The sequence below is a fragment of the Methylosinus sp. Sm6 genome, assembly GCF_019802345.1.
Lineage (GTDB): Bacteria > Pseudomonadota > Alphaproteobacteria > Rhizobiales > Beijerinckiaceae > Methylosinus.
This window is the reverse complement of record NZ_JAINDZ010000014.1, coordinates 19467-35988: the sequence shown is the minus strand read 5'-3', so window position 1 is coordinate 35988 and position 16522 is coordinate 19467. Positions and strand designations below refer to the sequence as shown.

Sequence of the window (16522 nt, the reverse complement as noted above, 5' to 3'; positions counted from 1 at the left end):
GCGTCGAGAAGCGCGTCGTCAGGCGCGCTCGACGATGCGCGAGGGCGAGCGCATGGTCACCAATTCCTCGGCCAGCGAGGGATGCAGCGCCATGGTCTGGTCGAAATCGGCCTTGCGCGCGCGAAGACGCAGCGAGATCGCCAGCAGCTGCGCCATCTCGCCCGCCTCCGGCCCGAGAATATGCACGCCCAGCACCTGATCGCTGTCGCCGTCGACCAGGATTTTCATGAACACTTTTTCGGCGCGCTTCGACAAGGTCGCGCGCATCGGCCTGAAGCTCGTCTCGAAAACGAGCAGGCGCTTCGCCTTCGCGCTCGCCTCCGCCTCGGTGAGGCCGACCGTGCCGATCTCCGGCGTCGTGAACACGGCGGTCGGCACGAGCGCATGATCGACCGCGACGTCGAGCCCGCCGAACACGGTGTCGGCGAAGGCGTGGCCTTCGCGGATCGCCACGGGCGTCAGATTGAGCCGATCGGTGACGTCGCCGACCGCAAAGATGGACGGAACGCTGCTGCGCGAATAAGCGTCGACGACGATCGCGCCATTCTCCTTCAGCGCGACGCCCGCCGCCTCGAGGCCAAGCCCTCGCGTCAGCGGCGCGCGGCCGGTCGCGACCAGCACGGCGTCGACCTCGAGCCGGCTCTCGTCCTGCAGCGTGACCGCGAGGCCGCTCGCCGTCTTCTCGATGCGGGTCGGCAGCGCGCCAGCGTGGATGTCGACGCCCGCGGCGACGAGGCCGTCGCGCAGGAGACGGCGCAAATCCTCGTCGAACCCGCGCAGCGGCAGCTCGGCGCGCAGCGAAAGATGCGTCTTCGCGCCGAGCCGCACGAACACGCTGGCGAATTCGACGCCGATATAGCCGCCGCCGACCACGAGCAGGCGCTGCGGAAATTCCGCAAGGTCGAAAATTTCATTGGAGGAGATCGCATAGTCGATCCCGGGGATTTGCGGATGCTGCGTCGGCGCGCCGCCCGTCGCGACGAGAATGCAGCGCGTCGAGACGCGGCGGCCGTCGGCGAAGGCGACCGCGTTCGGGCCGGCGACGACGCCGCGCCGGCGCACGATCTCGACGCCGGATTTTTCGAGATTTTGCGCATAGAGGCCGGAGAGGCGCGTGATCTCCGCCTCCTTGGCGGCGACGAGCTCGCCCCAGTCGAAGCGCGCTTCGCCGACCGTCCAGCCGAAGCCGGCCGCATCCGCGAAATCATCGTGGAAGCGGCTCGCCATCACATAGAGCTTCTTCGGCACGCAGCCGCGGATCACGCAAGTGCCGCCGATGCGGAACTCCTCGGCGACGGCCACCTTGGCGCCATGGCCGGCGGCGATGCGCGCCGCGCGCACGCCGCCCGAACCTGCGCCCAGAACGACGAGATCATAGTCATATTGCGTCATGTCGAACCCCGATCTCGGGCCGGCCGGCGCTCTCGCGAGAGCGAGCCTTCAGGCTCGCTCCACTATATAGCGGCTCGCTCGACGTCGACGCCCCAGTGGCGTGATTCAGCCGATTTGAGCAGGCCTGAAGGCTCGCGGTCCAAGCGCGGCCCTGGACCGCGAGCCTTCAGGCTCGCACTCGAGAGGCTTCAAATTCGTCGACGCACGCCGCTAGAGCTCATGGCCCTTCTTGCGCATCTCTTCGCGCACGCGCGACATCATGTCGACGGAAATCTTCTGCGACCACGCCTGCATGGCGACGAACATGTCGTTCATCAAAAAGGGCTGCGAGCCCACGTATTTGCGCCCCGACGCGCTCTTGAAGAAGGCCGAGACGTCCTCGAGCTCCTTCTGGGTCAGTCTCTGCGCATAGAGATGCGCGGCGCTGTCGATCATCTCGTCGACCTTCTTGTCGAAGTCCGGCCTCACATCGGCGAGCACCAGATTGAGATCGGCGACGAGCTCCGGCCGCGTCCGCGTCACCGACAGCGCAATCTGCTCGAGATATTGCGGAATGATCAGCTGGAACGACGAGGAAATGCCGGAATCGACGATGACCGCGCGGGCGAGAGCGATCTGCGCGGGGCTGGCCGCGGGCGGGGCGGCGGCGGAAGCGGCGGGCGGCGCGACCGCAGCGGCCGGGGCGGCGGGACGGCGTTCGGCGGAGTGAGCGAAGGAAGCCGAGAGGACGACGACGCCCCCGAAAAAAGCCGCGCGCAAAAACACCTCTGTCATCTCCTTGCCGAGAAAAATCGAGAGCCGGCGCTAGACTAAGCTCAATCGAGCCGGCCGAGCGTCTCCACGCCCTCGCGGCCGGCGACGACGACCGCCGTCGCGAGCCCGATGAACAGCCCATGCTCGACGACGCCGGGGATGGCGACGAGTCGGTCGGCCAAGGCCTCGGGATGGGGAATAGAGCCGAACGCACAGTCGAGCACGAGATGCCCGCCGTCGGTGACGAAAACATGTCCGTCGGGACGCATTCTGAGGCGGACCTCGCCGGCAAGGCCGAGCGCCGCGGCGGCGCGCTCGACATGGCCGAGCGTCGACTTTGCGCCGAAGGCGTCGATCTCGACCGGCAGCGGGAAGGCGCCGAGGCTATTCACCCGCTTCGTCGCGTCGGCCACCACGATGAGGCGGCGCGAGGCCGCGGCGACGATTTTCTCGCGCAGCAGGGCGCCGCCGCCGCCCTTGATCAAGCGAAGCGCCGAATCGAATTCATCCGCGCCGTCGACCGTGAGATCGAGCTGCGGCGCCTCGTCGAGGGTCGCGAGCGGAATGGCGAGCGCCTCCGCCTGGGCGCGCGTGCGCTCGGACGTCGGCACGCAGAGGACGTTCAGCCCCTCGCGCACGCGCTCGCCGAGTAGAGCGACGAAATGGGCGGCGGTGGAGCCGGTGCCGAGCCCGAGCCGCATGCCCGGCGCGACGGCGCCAAGCGCCGCGGCGGCCGCGCGCTTCTTCATGTCATCGGCGGCGTCGATCGGCATGAGTGGGCTCCCTTCGCGTGGCGGCGCCCGGCGATAGTCGGTTTGGCGGCGTAAATCAATGGCGGCGCCGGCGGCCGCGACCTGTGGCTTGTCTTCCCCCTCGAACCGCTCGACACTCGCCTTCCAGTTGGTCCGCCTCATTTATTCACGCGAGCCCCCGCTTCGACCCCGGAGAAGAAGCATGAGCAACGACGTCGATTCTTTCAGCCGATCCTATGCGCAAGCGCGTGATAAATTTCGAGCCGCGGTCGACGCGGCGGGCGGCGCGCTCGAGGTTTTCGAACATCCGGGCCGCGGGCCGGACGGCGAGGCCCTGACCACCGATGTCGCATGGGTGGGGCCGAGAACCGACCGCGCCCTGGTGCTCATTTCCGGTACGCATGGCGTCGAAGGCTATTGCGGATCGGGCGCGCAGATCGACTGGCTGCGTCGCGGCGGGGCGGCGAACGCGAGCGTCGGCGTCCTCCTCATCCATGCGATCAACCCTCATGGGTTCGCGTGGACGCGGCGCGTCAATGAGGACAATGTCGACCTCAACAGGAACTGGGTCGATTTCCCGCCACGGCTTTCATCGAATCCGGATTACGCCGAGCTGGCCGACGACCTCTGTCCAGCGCAATGGACGCCCGAGGCGCAGAAGAGCACGACCGAGCGCCTGTTGGCGTGGAGAGCGGCGAGAGGCGACCGCGCCTTTCAGAAGGCCGTCAGCATCGGACAATATTCTCATCCGCTCGGATTGTTCTACGGGGGGAAGGAGCCGAGCTGGTCGCGGCGAACGCAGAGCGCGATTTTTCGAAAACATCTCGCCGGCGCCCGCCGCGTCGCGGTCATCGATTATCACACCGGGCTCGGCCCGGAGGGATATGCCGAGCGACTTTCGACCGATGCGCCCGGAACTGCGGAGTTCGCTCGCGCCTCCTGCTGGTATGGCGCGGCCGTCACCTCGACGAAGATCGCCGACGCGACGCAGGCGGGGGAAAAATCGGCCTCCGAGGATGTGACGGGCGATAATCTGATCGGTTCCGCGAAGCTGCTTCCGGGCGCTGAATTCACCGGCATAGCTTTCGAGGTCGGCACGGCGCCGATTCTGGAAGTCATGCAGGCGCTGCGCGCCGACGCCTGGCTGCACGCCTATGGCGATCCGAATTCCGAGGCGGGCCGGACGATCGAGAGCCGGATGCGGTCGGCCTTCTACCGCGAGACCGATTTTTGGAAGGGCATGGTCGCCGGGCAATCCTTGCTGACCATTCGGCAAGCCATCGCCGGCCTGATGCGCGAATAGTCGTTCTCCATTGCGCCGGCGGCTCGAGCCGCCGGGCTCGCATTCCACTCCGCCTTCGCAGGAATTTCAGCATGACCGTCAAAGACGCCGAATCCGCCGTTCTGGAGGCGGCGATGCTCGATATTCGTCCGGGAGAGGAATGCGCCTTCGAAAACGCGATCCGCGTGGCGCTTCCCCTCATCTCGGCGACTCCCGGCTTCGTTTCGATGGAAATCCGCCGATGCATCGAGACGTCATCCCGATATCTTCTGCTCGTGACCTGGGAGAAGCTCGAAGATCACACGATCGGCTTTCGGCAGTCGGATCGATACGCCGAGTGGAAGGCGCTGCTCCACCACTTCTACGACCCTTTCCCGGTCGTCGAGCACTATGCGCGTCCTCTGGACCTCGACTTGTGATCGGGAGGCGTCGCTCATTTCGCCGGCGGCGTGCACACCACCGAGCTCTCGTTCAGCACGAAGCAGATCGACATCGATCCCGTGCGCAGATCGACGCGAAACACGCCGCCCTCGCCCGTATGGCGCGAGGCGACGAGCGAATATTCACTGAAAGGGCCGGCCTTCGCGCCCTCGCCCGGCGGATAGCAGAGGGTGACGCCGATCGAGGCGCCCTCTTTCAGCCCATATTGGCAGGCGCCGACCTCGCCGCTCGCCCGGTCGAGGCGGAAGACGCGGTTGAGGTCGGTTTGCGGCGCGGCCAGGAACTCGTAATTGCCTGCGAGCGCGGCGCCGGGCGCGGCGAGAAGGAGGAGGCCGAGGAAGGGGAGACGAAAGGTCGGGCGCAAGGTTAAACTCCACCGGCGAATCACCTGCCGCAGTCTACACGCCGATGCGTCATTCGCGAGGCGCCGGCGCGGCGGACAGACGGAAGAGGGCTCATGACGGGCGCGCCGATCCTGGTGTTCGATCTCGACGGCACGCTCGCCGACACGGCCGGCGACCTCATCGGCGCGCTCGGCGTCCTGCTGCAGCGCGACGGCCACGCGCCCCTGCCCGCCTCCGCGGCGCGCGCGCTGGTCGGCGCCGGGGCGCGGGCGCTGATCCAGCGCGGCTATGCGGCGAACGGCGCCGAGCTCGCGCCCGAGCGCTTGGAGCTGCTGTTCCACCTCTTTCTCGCCCATTATCGCGAGCGGATCGCCGACGAGACGCGCCTCTTCCCCGGCGCCCTATCGGCGCTCGAACGTTTTTTTGCGGCCGGCTATCGCCTCGCGGTCTGCACCAACAAGCCCGAGGACTTGTCGATCCTGCTGCTCGAGCGTCTCGGCGTCGCGTCGCGCTTCTCGGCGATCTGCGGCCGCGACAGCTTTCCATTCCACAAGCCCGATCCGCGCGCGCTCACGCAGACGATCGCGCGCGCCGGCGGCGATCCGTCGCGGGCGGTGATGATCGGCGATTCGCAGACCGACATCGACACGGCGAAAGCGGCCGGCGTGCCGGTCGTCGCCGTCGATTTCGGCTATACGCAAACGCCGGTCGCGGAATTCGCGCCCGACCGGGTGATCTCGCATTTCGACGATCTGTGGGACGCCGTCGCCTCCCTCGCCGCCCACTGGTCGGAGCGCGCGCCCGCAGCGGTGGACTGAGTCTTCGTCGACACGAGGAGCACAGCCGCGAGCCGTCCAGGGCCGCCGCGCAATGACGCTCGGCGGCGCGACGGGCCTGCAGGCCTCGTCAGGCCGCGTGGACGTCCGCTGTCGCCCGAGCGGCGACATTCTCCAGATACCAGCGATAGGTCGAGGCCAGTCCCGCGTCGAGCGAGATCTCCGGCGACCAGCCGAGCGCTTGGATACGGCTCGAATCCATGATCTTTCGCGGCGTGCCGTCGGGCTTCGTCGTATCGAAGACGAGGCGTCCGTCGAAGCCGACGACCCGCGCCATGGTCTCGGCGATCTCGCGGATCGAGACCTCGGAGCCCGCGCCGCAATTAATGTGCGGATAATCGTCATAGTGATCGAGGCAATGGACGACGCCGCGCGCGAGATCGTCGACATGCAGGAACTCGCGCAGCGGCGTTCCGGTGCCCCAGACCACGATCTCGCGGGCGCCCGCCAGCTTGGCCTCGTGTAGCTTGCGCATCAGCGCCGGCAGCACATGGCTGGTCTCGAGGTCGAAATTATCGTTCGGGCCGTAGAGATTGCAAGGCATGACGGACACATAGCGGCGACCGTGCTGGCGCCGATAGGCCTGGCAGGTCATGATGCCGGCGATCTTGGCGATCGCATACCATTCATTGGTCGGCTCCAGCGCGCCGGTGAGCAGCGAGTCCTCGCGGATCGGCTGCTCGGCGAATTTGGGATAGATGCAGGACGAGCCGAGGAAGACGAGCCGATCGACGCCGGCCTTGTGCGCGCCGTGGATCACATTGCTCTGAATGGTCAGATTGTCATAGATGAAATCGGCCGGGTAACGGCTGTTGGCGAGAATTCCGCCGACCTTGGCCGCCGCGAAGAGGATCGCCGTCGGCTGATTGGCGCGCAGCCAGAACTCGACCTCCGGCTGGCTTCTGAGATCGAGGATCGAGCGATCCACGGTAATGACGTTGCGGCCCTGCGCGCGCAGCAGACGGGTCAGAGCGGAGCCGACCATTCCGCGATGTCCAGCGACCCAGATCCGTTCGTCCTTCATAAAAAGTCCTCACGACAAGACTGACCGGCCCGTGCGTAATGCTCACGATATGCCGGATCAAAATTTTCCAACGAGCGAGAGCATATCTGCGCGCGAGGCGCCGATCAAGGAGGTTTCTCGCGTTGGTTGCGAAGCGATGGGTGCGTTCGGCATCACATTTATATGCATGACCTCGGCCCGCCGCTCCGCGTCGCCTTGCGGCTCGCCATGGCGACGAAAGCTGTGGGAGCGTCCCGGACGGCGGCGGAGATCCGGGTCTTTTCCCCAGCAGCGATGGCGCGTATAGAAAGCCGAGCGCAAGGGAGCGCGCGTGAGCGCGAAACCCGGTCGTGCGCATGGGGCCGGTTTAGCTCAGCTGGTAGAGCAACTGATTTGTAATCAGTAGGTCGCGGGTTCGAATCCTGCAACCGGCACCACCACCCATTTCGAAGACTTCCGAAGTCCGCCGAGCGCGGCCTTCCCTCTGAAAAGCAGCAATTAACCATCCGATGCGTTCCGGCGAGGTCGGCGTCGAGATGGCCCGCGCGACGAGGCGGGGGGCTGCTCGCCGCCGGGCGCAGCCGGCGCGTTTGCGCGATTTGCTGTTGCGAGGAGCCTGCGAAGCGGGCGTCTCGACGGACAAGGGTTAGGGATTTTGTCCTTCACCCGATCGCCCGGGCGCGGGGTCTTCCCCGAGTTGACAGTCTGCGCCTTTTCCGCGACAGCGAGCGCAGGGGCGGCCGCGCGATGCGATCGGATCGGGCTCATGCGTTTCTTCGTGACCGGCACCGCCGGCTTCATCGGCTTTCATCTCGCGCAGCGCCTGCTCGAGCTCGGCCATCGGGTCGTCGGCTATGACGCCATGACGAGCTATTACGACGTGCGGCTGAAGGAGGCGCGCCACGCGATGCTGGCGCGTTCCGACCAGTTTCGCGCGGTCGTCGCGCCGCTCGAGGACATGCAGCGCCTGACGAGCGCGGTCGAAGCCGCCGAGCCCGACGTCATCGTCCATCTCGCCGCGCAGGCGGGCGTGCGTTACAGCATCGAGGAGCCGCGCGCCTATATCGACTCCAACATCGTCGGCTCCTTCAATATTCTGGACCTCGCGCGAGCGATGAAGCCGCGGCATCTGCTGATGGCTTCGACCAGCTCCGTCTATGGCGCCAATGCGCATGTGCCCTTCCTCGAGAGCGAGCGCGCCGATCATCCTCTGTCGCTCTATGCGGCGACCAAGAAGGCCACCGAGGCGATGGCGCATTCCTATGCGCATCTCTTTTCGATTCCGATCACCCTGTTCCGCTTCTTCACCATCTACGGCCCCTGGGGCCGGCCGGACATGGCGCCGTATAAATTCATCGACGCGATCGAGAAGGGCCGGCCGATCGACGTCTATAATCACGGCGACATGGAGCGCGACTTCACTTATGTCGCCGATCTCATCGAGGCGATCCTGCGGCTCGTCGACTGCGTCCCGCGCATCGACTCCGCCGATCCGTCCGTGTCGCCGGCGGCGCCCTGGCGCGTCGTGAACATCGGACGCGGCGAGCCGATCAACCTCATGGATTTCGTCGCGGCGATCGAGCGCGCGCTCGGCCGGAAAGCGATCTGCAACTATCTCGACATGCAGCCCGGCGACATGCAGCGCACCTTCGCCGATTCCGCTCTGCTCGAGCGGCTCACGGGCTTTCGGCCGCACACCTCGATCGACGAGGGCGTCGCGGCGCTGGTCGCGTGGCATCGCAGCTATTACGGCTAAAGCAGCGGTTCCGGCTCGTGACGGCAGACGCAGAGCTTGTTGCCGTCCGGGTCACGGAAATAGGCGCCATAATAATGCGCATGATATTGCGGCCGCAGCCCCGGCGGGCCTTCGCTGACGCCGCCGTTCGCGAGCGCGGCGGCATGGCATCTGTCCACGGCATTGCGGCTTTGCGCCAGTAGCGCCACCATCTGCCCATTGCCGGCCGAGGCGAGCGCGCCGTCATAGGGGCGGCCGATGAGAAGCAATGGCCGGTCGGCGCCGCGTGATCGCCAGCCGGCCCAGGACCTCTCACCCTCCTTGAACGTCAAGACGAGATCGAGCTCCTGCAGCACAGCGGAATAGAAGGCGAAGGCGCGCTCGAAATCGGTCACGCCGGTATGGACATGAGAGAACATGGACAGCCTCCGATCGCGCGCCGGGCGATTGTCGAGAAACGCGGCGGAGTCCGCAATCGGCGCCCGGCGTCGGCCGGCGGCGAGCCTGAAGGCTCGCTCATCCGCAGCGTCTTTAGATTTTGCCTACTCGCCGCGCAGCCAGGACGGAACGCGATCGAACGCAATGAGCGCTTCGACGCTCGGCCGCTCGCGCACGACGGCCCAGCGCGCGCCGTCGACCAGAACCTCGGGAATGAGCGGCCGCGTATTATAAGTTCCCGCCTGCACGGCGCCATAGGCGCCGGAGGTGAGGACGGCGAGCAGATCGCCCTGCGCCGGCTCAGGGATGGAGCGGCCGAGCGCGATATAGTCGCCCGTCTCGCACACCGGGCCGACGACGTCGGCGAGAATATCATTCGTGTGCGGCGCGGGCTGCGTCACCGGAACGATCTCGTGCCAGGCGTCGTAGAGCGTCGGCCGGACGAGGTCGTTCATGCCGGCGTCGACGATGACGAAGGTCTTGGCCTCGCCCTGCTTCACATAGAGAACGCGGGTGACGAGCACGCCGGAATTGCCGACGATGAGCCGTCCCGGCTCGAACAGCAGCTTGCAGCCGAGTCCGCCCATATGCCGCCGCACGATCTCGGCGTAGCGATCGGGGTGATAGGACGCCGGGTCCTCGCCCGCGTGATACGGAATGCCGAGGCCGCCGCCGAGATCGACATGGGAGATCGCATGGCCGTCGGCGCGCAGAGCGACGACCAGCTCGGCGAGCAGAGAGAAGGCTTCGTCGAAGGGGCGCAGATCGGTGATCTGCGAGCCGATATGCATGTCGACGCCGACGATGTCGAGCCCCGGCAGCCGTGCCGCCTGCGCATAGATGTCGCGGGCGCGCGACAGGGGCACGCCGAATTTGTTCTCGGCGAGGCCGGTGGAGATCTTGGCGTGGGTCTTGGCGTCGACGTCGGGATTGACGCGCAGCGAGATATGGGCGCGCTTGCCCCTTTCCGCCGCGATGCGCGAGATCGCCTCGAGCTCCGGCTCTGATTCCACATTGAAGCAGAAGATGCCTTCGTCGATGGCGAGCGCGATCTCCTGCGCCGTCTTGCCGACGCCGGAGAAGGTGATCTTGCGCGCGGGAACGCCGGCGGCGCGGGCGCGCTGCAATTCGCCGCCCGAGACGACGTCCATGCCGGCGCCGAGGCCGGCGAGCAGAGAGAGCACGGCCTGGTTGGAATTGGCCTTCACCGCATAGCAGACGAGCGCGTCGAGCCCCGCGAAGGCCGCCGAGAAGACGGTGAAGTGCCGCCGGATCGTCGCCGCCGAATAGCAGTAGAACGGCGAGCCGACTTCGTCGGCGATCTTCGGCAGCGCCACGTCCTCGGCGTGGAGGACGCCGGCGCGATAGTCGAAATGATGCATCAGTGGGTCCTACTCGCCTGCGTCCGGTGACGCCCCTCCCCCGGCCCTCGCCCGCTCCGTGGGAGAGGGAGCACGTTGCGCGCCTCTTCGGTTCCTTCGCGAAGCGCCGGCCGCCGCCCTCTCCCGCGGAGCGGGGGAGAGGGCTTTCGCTTCCGATAGACCGGAGCGGGCCTTTAGTCGAGCAGCGGATCGAGGATGAAGGGATAGCGCTCCGGCGGCCGGAAGCCAGTCGTGCCGGGAATATACTCCACAGCCCTCACCTCCTCCGCGACCGGCTTCTTGGAGCCCTCCGGCGTGACCGTGGTTTTTTGCACGACCGCTTCCCTCGGCTGAGCCGTGACCTCCGGCGGCAGGTCGAGCGGACCGCGCCGGCCGCAGCCGGAAAGGCCCGCCAGCGCGAGGACCAGGATCAGCGCCGCCCTGTGCGGCCGAGCGAAGTGAGGCATGGAAGGACGTCCTTCGGATGCGATTTGCGCGGCACTATAGACGAAAGCGGCAGGATGACGAGGCTCACGGCGAGCGTCACGGCATGATCTTGGCGAAGCTCGCGGCGCCGGCGCGGCTGCGCGGCTCGCTTCGAGCGCTCGGGCCGCGCAGCGCCTCGGCCAAGGCGGCCTCGGGATCGCCCGCGCCCTCGAAGATCGCCTCGACGCAGCGGACGCAGAGCGCGACGCGGGCGTCGGCGAGCTTGTAGAAGATCTGCTTGGCCGCGCGCCGCGTCTCGACCAGCTCGGCGCGGCGCAGCTCCGCGAGCTGCTGGCTGAGCGCGGGCTGGCCGATGGCGGTCGCCGTCTCGATCTCCCCGACCGTGCGCTCGCCGGCGAGCAGAAAAGAGAGAATCATCAGCCGCTGCGGCTGCGCGTAGATCTTCAGCCGTTCGGCGGCCTCATTGGCGCGCTCGCGGGATTGGTAGATCGCGGTCATTTGTCCTTGCAGGTCCGATAGAACCAATCGTCGGCCGCGCCGGGCGCGAGCGCTTCGGCGGCGCCGGTCGCCGGCGGCAGCAGCAGATCGCCGCCGGGCGTCCAGCCCTCCGGCGTCATCACCTCGCCCGAGGCGGTCCTCTGCAGGGCTGTCGCCAGACGCAGCATTTCCTCGACCGAGCGTCCGACGGTGAGCGGATACCAGGTCAGCGCCCGCACGACGCCGAGCGGATCGATGTAGTAGGTGGCGCGCATCGCCGAGGAATCCTGCGCGGCCTCGTCGAGCATCCCATAGGCGCGGCCGATCGCCATCGACGGGTCCTCGACGATGGGGAAGGGCACGGTCACGCCGAAAATGTCGCGAATCGCCCGCACCCAGGCGAGATGCGAATAGAGGCTGTCGACCGAGAGGCCGAGCAGGGCGCAGCCGATCGCCTCGAAGCGCGACGCGGCGCGGGCGAGGGCGACGAACTCGCTGGTGCAGACCGGTGTGAAATCCGCCGGGTGCGAGAAGAAGATCAGCCAGCGTCCGCGGAACTGGTCGAGCCGCACCTCGCCCTTGGTGGAGCGCGCGCGGAAGACGGGCGCGGTATCGCCGATGCGCAAACCCCTGCAGCCCCCCGCCGGAGCCGGAATCGGTTCGTTTTCCATGGGTTCTCTCTGCCTCCTTTCGCGGCTTGACACAATGACCTTATATGATTACATAGTTTATGTAATCATTAATATGAAGGGGGTTCGCAAATGACCGATGCAGCGCTCCAGCGCGCCACCGAGCAGGTCCTCGCCGCCAAAACGCGACCTCTGATTCAGGTCGTCACTTTTTTCGACGAGCCGACCTTCACAGCCACCCATGTGGTCTTCGACCCCGCGACCCGTCGCGGCGCCATAGTCGACAGCGTTTTGAACTTCGACTACGCCTCCGGTCGCACCTCGACCAGAGGCGCAAACGAGATCATTGATTACGTAAATCGTGAAAGCTTGAAAATCGACTGGCTGCTCGAGACCCACGCCCACGCCGATCACCTCTCCGCCGCGCCCTATCTCCAGCGCAAGCTCGACGGCAAGCTCGCCATTGGCCGCGAGATCGCCACGGTCCAAACCGTGTTCGGCAAGCTGTTCAACTTCGGCGCCGAATTCGCCCGCGACGGCTCGCAGTTCGACCGATTGTTCGGCGACGGCGACACTTTCGCGGTCGGCGAGATCCCGGCGATCACGCTGCATGTGCCCGGACACACGCCGGCGGACGTGGCCTTTGTGATCGGCGACGCCGCCTTCATCGGCGACACGCTGTTCATGCCGGACTATGGCACGGCCCGCGCCGACTTCCCCGGCGGCGACGCCCGCGCGCTCTATCGCTCGATCCGCCGGCTGCTGTCGCTGCCCGCCGAGACCCGGCTGTTCCTCTGCCACGATTATAAGGCGCCCGGCCGCGATCATTTCCTCTGGGAGACGACGGTCGGCGACGAGCGGACCAAGAATGTCCACGTCCATGACGGGGTCGAGGAGGAGGCCTTCGTCTCCATGCGCACCGCGCGCGACAAGACGCTCGACCTGCCGCATCTGATCCTGCCCTCGGTGCAGGTGAATGTTCGCGGCGGGCGACTGCCGCCGGCCGAGGACAATGGAACGCGCTATCTGAAGCTGCCGCTGGACGTGTTCTGATGTCGCTCGCGCAGTCCATCGTACACGGGCTCGCGGGCGGGCTGATGATCGGCGCCGCGGCGTCGGCCGTCCTCCTCGGCGCCGGCCGCATCGCCGGCGTCAGCGGCTTGCTCGCCCGCGCCCTTCGCCTGACGCAGGGCTGTGGTCCGGACGGCCTCGCCACGGGCTTCGTGCTCGGACTGCCGCTCGGCGCGCTGCTCATGCAGCTCGCCCTCGGGCCGGTCGAGACGCGCTTTCCTCCGCTCGCTCTGCTGCTGATCGGCGGCGTGCTGGTCGGCTATGGCAGCCGGCTCGGCTCGGGCTGCACCAGTGGCCATGGCGTCTGCGGACTGTCGCGCCTGTCGAAGCGATCGGTCGTCGCCACCGCCGTCTTCATGTCCGCGGGCGTCGCGACCGTGGCGGCGATGAATGCGGCGGGGCTCGCATGGTGACGCGCTCGGCTGTTCTCGGTCTCCTCTGCGGGCTTTTGTTCGGCGCCGGACTCGCTTTGTCGGGCATGGCCGATCCGGCGCGCGTGCGCGGCTTTCTCGATCTCTTCGGCGCCTTCGATCCGACGCTCGCTTTCGTGATGATCGGCGCGCTCGTCCCCATGGCGATCGCCTGGCGCATTCGCCGCCGCATGGACAAGCCGCTGGTCGAAACGGCCTTCGATCTGCCGCCGACCGATCCGATCGACGCGCGCCTCGTCATCGGCGCGGCGCTGTTCGGAGTGGGCTGGGGGATCGCCGGCCTTTGCCCGGGACCCGCGCTCGTCGATCTCGCGCTCGCTCCCTTGAGCGCCATCCCCTTCGTCCTCGCGATGGCGCTCGGAATGTTCCTGCAACGCCTTCTCGGCCGCTGAATCTCGTCCAACCGAAAGAGTATCGTCATGTCCAAGAATGTCGGAATGATCGATCGCCTTCTTCGCCTCGCCGTCGTCGTTGCGATCGCCGTCGCCTATGCGCTCGGCCATCTGAGCGGAACCATCGCCATCGTGCTCGGCGCCGTGGCGCTCGCCCTGCTGCTCACCAGCCTCTTCTCCACCTGCCCCGCCTACAGCCTGCTGGGCGTCTCCACCTGCGCGCGTCGCTGACGCATCGCTTCCACCTCGAACGAGAGACCGCATCATGGGCTTTGTCGCTCTCACTCCCGATTTTTCCGTTTCGCCGCAGCTCTCGCAGGACGATGTCGCTCGCGCCGCGCGTGACGGCTTTCGCCGCATTGTCGATTGTCGTCCCGACAATGAGGAGCCCGGCCAGCCGAGCTTCGCCGACGTCTCCGGCTGGGCGGCCGCGCATGGACTGACGGCGGCGCATGTTCCGGTGACGATGGCCGATCTTCGCGACGACGCCGTCGACGCATTCGCTGCGGCGCTGGCGAGCGCGGACGGAAAGGTCCTCGGCTATTGCAAGACGGGGCGCCGCGCGAGCGCGCTGTGGGCGCTCGCGCAGGCGAAGACGCTCGGCGCTTCCGCGATTCTCGCCGCTGCGGAAGGCGCGGGCGTCGACATCGAGCCGGTGAAGCAGCGCATTCTCGCGCGCGGCGCTCATGGGCCCGGCGATTATGATGTGGTGATCGTCGGCGGCGGCAGCGGCGGCATAGCGGCGGCCGCGAGCCTCTTGAAGCGGCGGCCCTCGCTGTCGGTCGCCATCGTCGAGCCGGCCGACGTGCATTATTATCAGCCGGGCTTCACGCTCGTCGGCGCCGGCGTGTTCACGCCCGAGACGACGCGGCGGCCGACGGCCTCGGTGATGCCGGACAAGGCCAAATGGGTCAAGCAGGCGGTCGCCGAATTCGCGCCGGAGGCGAATGAGGTCGTTCTCGCCGACGGCTCGCGCCTGCGCTATCGCGCGCTCGTCGCCTCGCCCGGCATCAAGCTCGATTGGGACGCGATTCCCGGCCTCGTCGAGACGCTCGGCAAGAATGGCGTCACCTCCAATTATCGCGCCGATCTCGCGCCCTACACGCATCGGCTGGCGACCTCGCTGTCGAAGGGCCGCGCGCTGTTCACGCAGCCGCCCATGCCGATCAAATGCGCGGGCGCGCCGCAGAAGGCGATGTATCTCTCCTGCGACACATGGCGACGCGCCGGCGTGCTGAACGATATCGAGGTGGAGTTCCACAATGCCGGCGCGGTGCTGTTCGGCGTGCCCGCCTATGTTCCGGCCTTGATGAAATATGTCGAGCGCTACGGCATTCGTCTCGACTTCGAATCGAAGCTCGTCGCCGTCGACGGCGCCGCGAAGGTCGCGACCTTCGAGGAGAAGGACGCCGACGCGAACGTGATCCGCGTTCAGCGCGAGTTCGCCATGCTGCACGCCGTGCCGCCGCAGAAGGCGCCGGAGTTCATCGCAAAAAGTCCGCTCGCCGGCGAGACGGGATTCATCGCCGTCGATCCGCAGAGCCTGCGTCATGCGCGCTACGCCAATGTGTTCGCGCTCGGCGACGGCATTGCGACCACCAACGCCAAGACCGCCGCCGCCGCGCGCAAGCAGGCGCCGGTCGTCGCCATCAATGTCCTGTCGGTTCTCGACGGGAAGGCGCCGCATGTCGGCTATGACGGCTATGGCTCCTGCCCGCTCACCGTCGAGCGCGGCAAGATCGTGCTGGCCGAGTTCGGCTATGGCGGCAAGCTGCTGCCGAGCTTTCCGAAATGGATGATCGACGGGACCAAGCCGTCGCGCGCGGCGTGGTTCCTGAAGGAGCGCCTGCTGCCGCCGATCTATTGGAACATGATGCTCGAGGGCCAGGAATGGCTGTGCAAGCCGCACATGCTCGAGACATCCGCGCAACCTGCCGAATGACGAGGGACGCGTGACCCTGGAGCTCGTCCAATATGTGATCGCGGCCGCCTGCGGCGGCGGCATCGGGTTCACGCTGGGCCTCATCGGCGGCGGCGGCTCGGTTCTCGCCGTGCCGCTGCTCGTCTATGTGGTCGGCGTGACGGATCCGCATATCGCGATCGGGACGAGCGCCTTCGCGGTCGCGATCAACGCCGCCTTCAGCCTGTTCAATCACGCGCGCGCCGGTTCGGTGAAATGGCGTTGCGGCGGCATGTATGCGGCGGCGGGAACCTTGGGCGCCGTCGTCGGCTCGACGCTCGGCAAGAGCTTCGATGGCCCAAAGCTGCTGTTCCTCTTCGCCTTCGTGATGATCCTGACGGGCGTGCTGATGCTGCGCGGCCGCGGAAGGTCGGGAAACGCCGCGGTCGAATGCACGTTCGAGCGGGCGCCGAAGGTCGGCGCCACTGGCTTCGTGACCGGACTCTTTTCGGGCTTCTTCGGCATCGGCGGCGGCGTGCTCGTCGTGCCGGGCCTCGTCGGCTCCACCGGAATGCCGATGATCAACGCCGTCGGCACATCGCTCGTCGCCGTCACCATCTTCGGGCTGACGACGGCGCTCAATTACGCGACGTCGGATCTCGTCGACTGGCTTCTGGCCGCCGTGCTCATCGGCAGCGGCGGCGTCGGCACCTTGTTCGGCGTCGCGACGGCGCGACGCATGTCCAAGAAGACGGGACAGCTCACAATCGCCTTCGCCGTCGTCGTCTTCGCAGTCGCCGCCTATATGCTGATGAAGTCGACGTGGCTGCTCGGCTGA

General features: G+C 67.0%; 20 protein-coding genes and 1 tRNA gene. 11 read left to right on the top strand and 10 right to left on the bottom strand.

Annotation, left to right across the window (positions count from 1 at the left end; translation table 11 throughout):
* Positions 1-18 precede the first annotated feature (18 nt).
* The 3 genes from gor to rpiA all read right to left on the bottom strand — a co-directional run bounded on the left by gor (position 19) and on the right by rpiA (position 2918).
* Positions 19-1392: a glutathione-disulfide reductase gene (gor, locus tag K3F48_RS11205; RefSeq protein WP_222575526.1), complete on the bottom strand. Its 1374-nt coding sequence runs from the start codon at positions 1390-1392 to the stop codon at positions 19-21.
* A 210-nt stretch (positions 1393-1602) separates the two neighbouring features.
* Positions 1603-2166 carry a DUF2059 domain-containing protein gene (locus K3F48_RS11200; protein WP_255608864.1) on the bottom strand — a complete coding sequence of 188 codons (564 nt, stop codon included), beginning with the start codon at positions 2164-2166 and terminating at the stop codon, positions 1603-1605.
* Positions 2167-2207: 41 nt separating this feature from the next.
* Complete coding sequence (gene rpiA / locus K3F48_RS11195) at positions 2208-2918, bottom strand: ribose-5-phosphate isomerase RpiA (RefSeq protein WP_222575525.1); 711 nt, start codon at positions 2916-2918, stop codon at positions 2208-2210.
* 181 nt (positions 2919-3099) lie between these two features.
* Here rpiA and K3F48_RS11190 point away from each other — a divergent pair, with 181 nt between their 5' ends.
* Together K3F48_RS11190 and K3F48_RS11185 are read left to right on the top strand one after the other, a co-directional pair.
* Positions 3100-4200: a M14 family metallopeptidase gene (locus K3F48_RS11190; RefSeq protein WP_222575524.1), complete on the top strand. Its 1101-nt coding sequence runs from the start codon at positions 3100-3102 to the stop codon at positions 4198-4200.
* Positions 4201-4271: 71 nt separating this feature from the next.
* Entirely contained in the window at positions 4272-4598 is a 327-nt protein-coding gene (locus K3F48_RS11185; protein WP_222575523.1) for an antibiotic biosynthesis monooxygenase, read from the top strand.
* A 14-nt stretch (positions 4599-4612) separates the two neighbouring features.
* Here K3F48_RS11185 and K3F48_RS11180 read toward each other — a convergent pair whose 3' ends face one another.
* On the bottom strand, positions 4613-4984 hold the full coding sequence (locus K3F48_RS11180; protein WP_222575522.1) for a hypothetical protein: 372 nt from the start codon (positions 4982-4984) through the stop codon (positions 4613-4615).
* Between the two features lie 93 nt (positions 4985-5077).
* Between K3F48_RS11180 and K3F48_RS11175 the strand changes: the two genes are divergently transcribed.
* The gene (locus K3F48_RS11175; RefSeq protein ID WP_222575521.1) at positions 5078-5782 is read left to right on the top strand and encodes an HAD-IA family hydrolase; all 705 of its coding nucleotides are present in this window, start codon (positions 5078-5080) and stop codon (positions 5780-5782) included.
* An 88-nt stretch (positions 5783-5870) separates the two neighbouring features.
* Here K3F48_RS11175 and K3F48_RS11170 read toward each other — a convergent pair whose 3' ends face one another.
* A complete protein-coding gene (locus K3F48_RS11170) occupies positions 5871-6824 on the bottom strand; it encodes a GDP-L-fucose synthase (protein ID WP_222575520.1) in 954 nt (317 codons plus the stop codon).
* 340 nt (positions 6825-7164) lie between these two features.
* On the opposite strand from K3F48_RS11170, the gene K3F48_RS11165 reads away from it, so the two are divergent.
* Positions 7165-7240, top strand: a tRNA-Thr gene (locus K3F48_RS11165).
* A 329-nt stretch (positions 7241-7569) separates the two neighbouring features.
* A complete protein-coding gene (locus K3F48_RS11160; RefSeq protein WP_222575519.1) occupies positions 7570-8559 on the top strand; it encodes an SDR family NAD(P)-dependent oxidoreductase in 990 nt (329 codons plus the stop codon).
* Here the strand turns inward: K3F48_RS11160 and K3F48_RS11155 are convergent.
* The 5 genes from K3F48_RS11155 to K3F48_RS11135 all read right to left on the bottom strand — a co-directional run bounded on the left by K3F48_RS11155 (position 8556) and on the right by K3F48_RS11135 (position 11932).
* Positions 8556-8957 (bottom strand): VOC family protein, encoded by a 402-nt coding sequence (locus tag K3F48_RS11155; RefSeq protein ID WP_222575518.1) that lies wholly within the window; start codon positions 8955-8957, stop codon positions 8556-8558. The genes K3F48_RS11160 and K3F48_RS11155 overlap by 4 nt on opposite strands.
* Positions 8958-9080: 123 nt before the next feature.
* Complete coding sequence (gene lysA / locus K3F48_RS11150) at positions 9081-10358, bottom strand: diaminopimelate decarboxylase (protein WP_222575517.1); 1278 nt, start codon at positions 10356-10358, stop codon at positions 9081-9083.
* Positions 10359-10531: 173 nt separating this feature from the next.
* Entirely contained in the window at positions 10532-10804 is a 273-nt protein-coding gene (locus K3F48_RS11145) for a lipoprotein (protein ID WP_222575516.1), read from the bottom strand.
* Between the two features lie 76 nt (positions 10805-10880).
* On the bottom strand, positions 10881-11282 hold the full coding sequence (locus K3F48_RS11140; protein ID WP_222575515.1) for a metalloregulator ArsR/SmtB family transcription factor: 402 nt from the start codon (positions 11280-11282) through the stop codon (positions 10881-10883).
* The gene (locus K3F48_RS11135) at positions 11279-11932 is read right to left on the bottom strand and encodes a peroxiredoxin (RefSeq protein ID WP_222575514.1); all 654 of its coding nucleotides are present in this window, start codon (positions 11930-11932) and stop codon (positions 11279-11281) included. The genes K3F48_RS11140 and K3F48_RS11135 overlap by 4 nt, the downstream gene beginning before the upstream one ends.
* Positions 11933-12022: 90 nt before the next feature.
* Here K3F48_RS11135 and K3F48_RS11130 point away from each other — a divergent pair, with 90 nt between their 5' ends.
* The 6 genes from K3F48_RS11130 to K3F48_RS11105 are packed head-to-tail and all read left to right on the top strand — an operon-like array spanning position 12023 to position 16522.
* Entirely contained in the window at positions 12023-12943 is a 921-nt protein-coding gene (locus K3F48_RS11130) for an MBL fold metallo-hydrolase (RefSeq protein ID WP_222575513.1), read from the top strand.
* Positions 12943-13374, top strand: coding sequence for a YeeE/YedE family protein (locus K3F48_RS11125; protein WP_222575512.1), 432 nt, complete (start codon positions 12943-12945; stop codon positions 13372-13374). The genes K3F48_RS11130 and K3F48_RS11125 overlap by 1 nt, the downstream gene beginning before the upstream one ends.
* Complete coding sequence (locus tag K3F48_RS11120; protein ID WP_222575511.1) at positions 13368-13784, top strand: DUF6691 family protein; 417 nt, start codon at positions 13368-13370, stop codon at positions 13782-13784. The genes K3F48_RS11125 and K3F48_RS11120 overlap by 7 nt, the downstream gene beginning before the upstream one ends.
* Before the next feature lie 27 nt (positions 13785-13811).
* A complete protein-coding gene (locus tag K3F48_RS11115) occupies positions 13812-14015 on the top strand; it encodes a DUF2892 domain-containing protein (RefSeq protein ID WP_222575510.1) in 204 nt (67 codons plus the stop codon).
* Positions 14016-14049: 34 nt separating this feature from the next.
* The gene (locus tag K3F48_RS11110; RefSeq protein WP_222575509.1) at positions 14050-15726 is read left to right on the top strand and encodes a bifunctional protein tyrosine phosphatase family protein/NAD(P)/FAD-dependent oxidoreductase; all 1677 of its coding nucleotides are present in this window, start codon (positions 14050-14052) and stop codon (positions 15724-15726) included.
* Between the two features lie 10 nt (positions 15727-15736).
* Complete coding sequence (locus K3F48_RS11105) at positions 15737-16522, top strand: sulfite exporter TauE/SafE family protein (RefSeq protein WP_222575508.1); 786 nt, start codon at positions 15737-15739, stop codon at positions 16520-16522.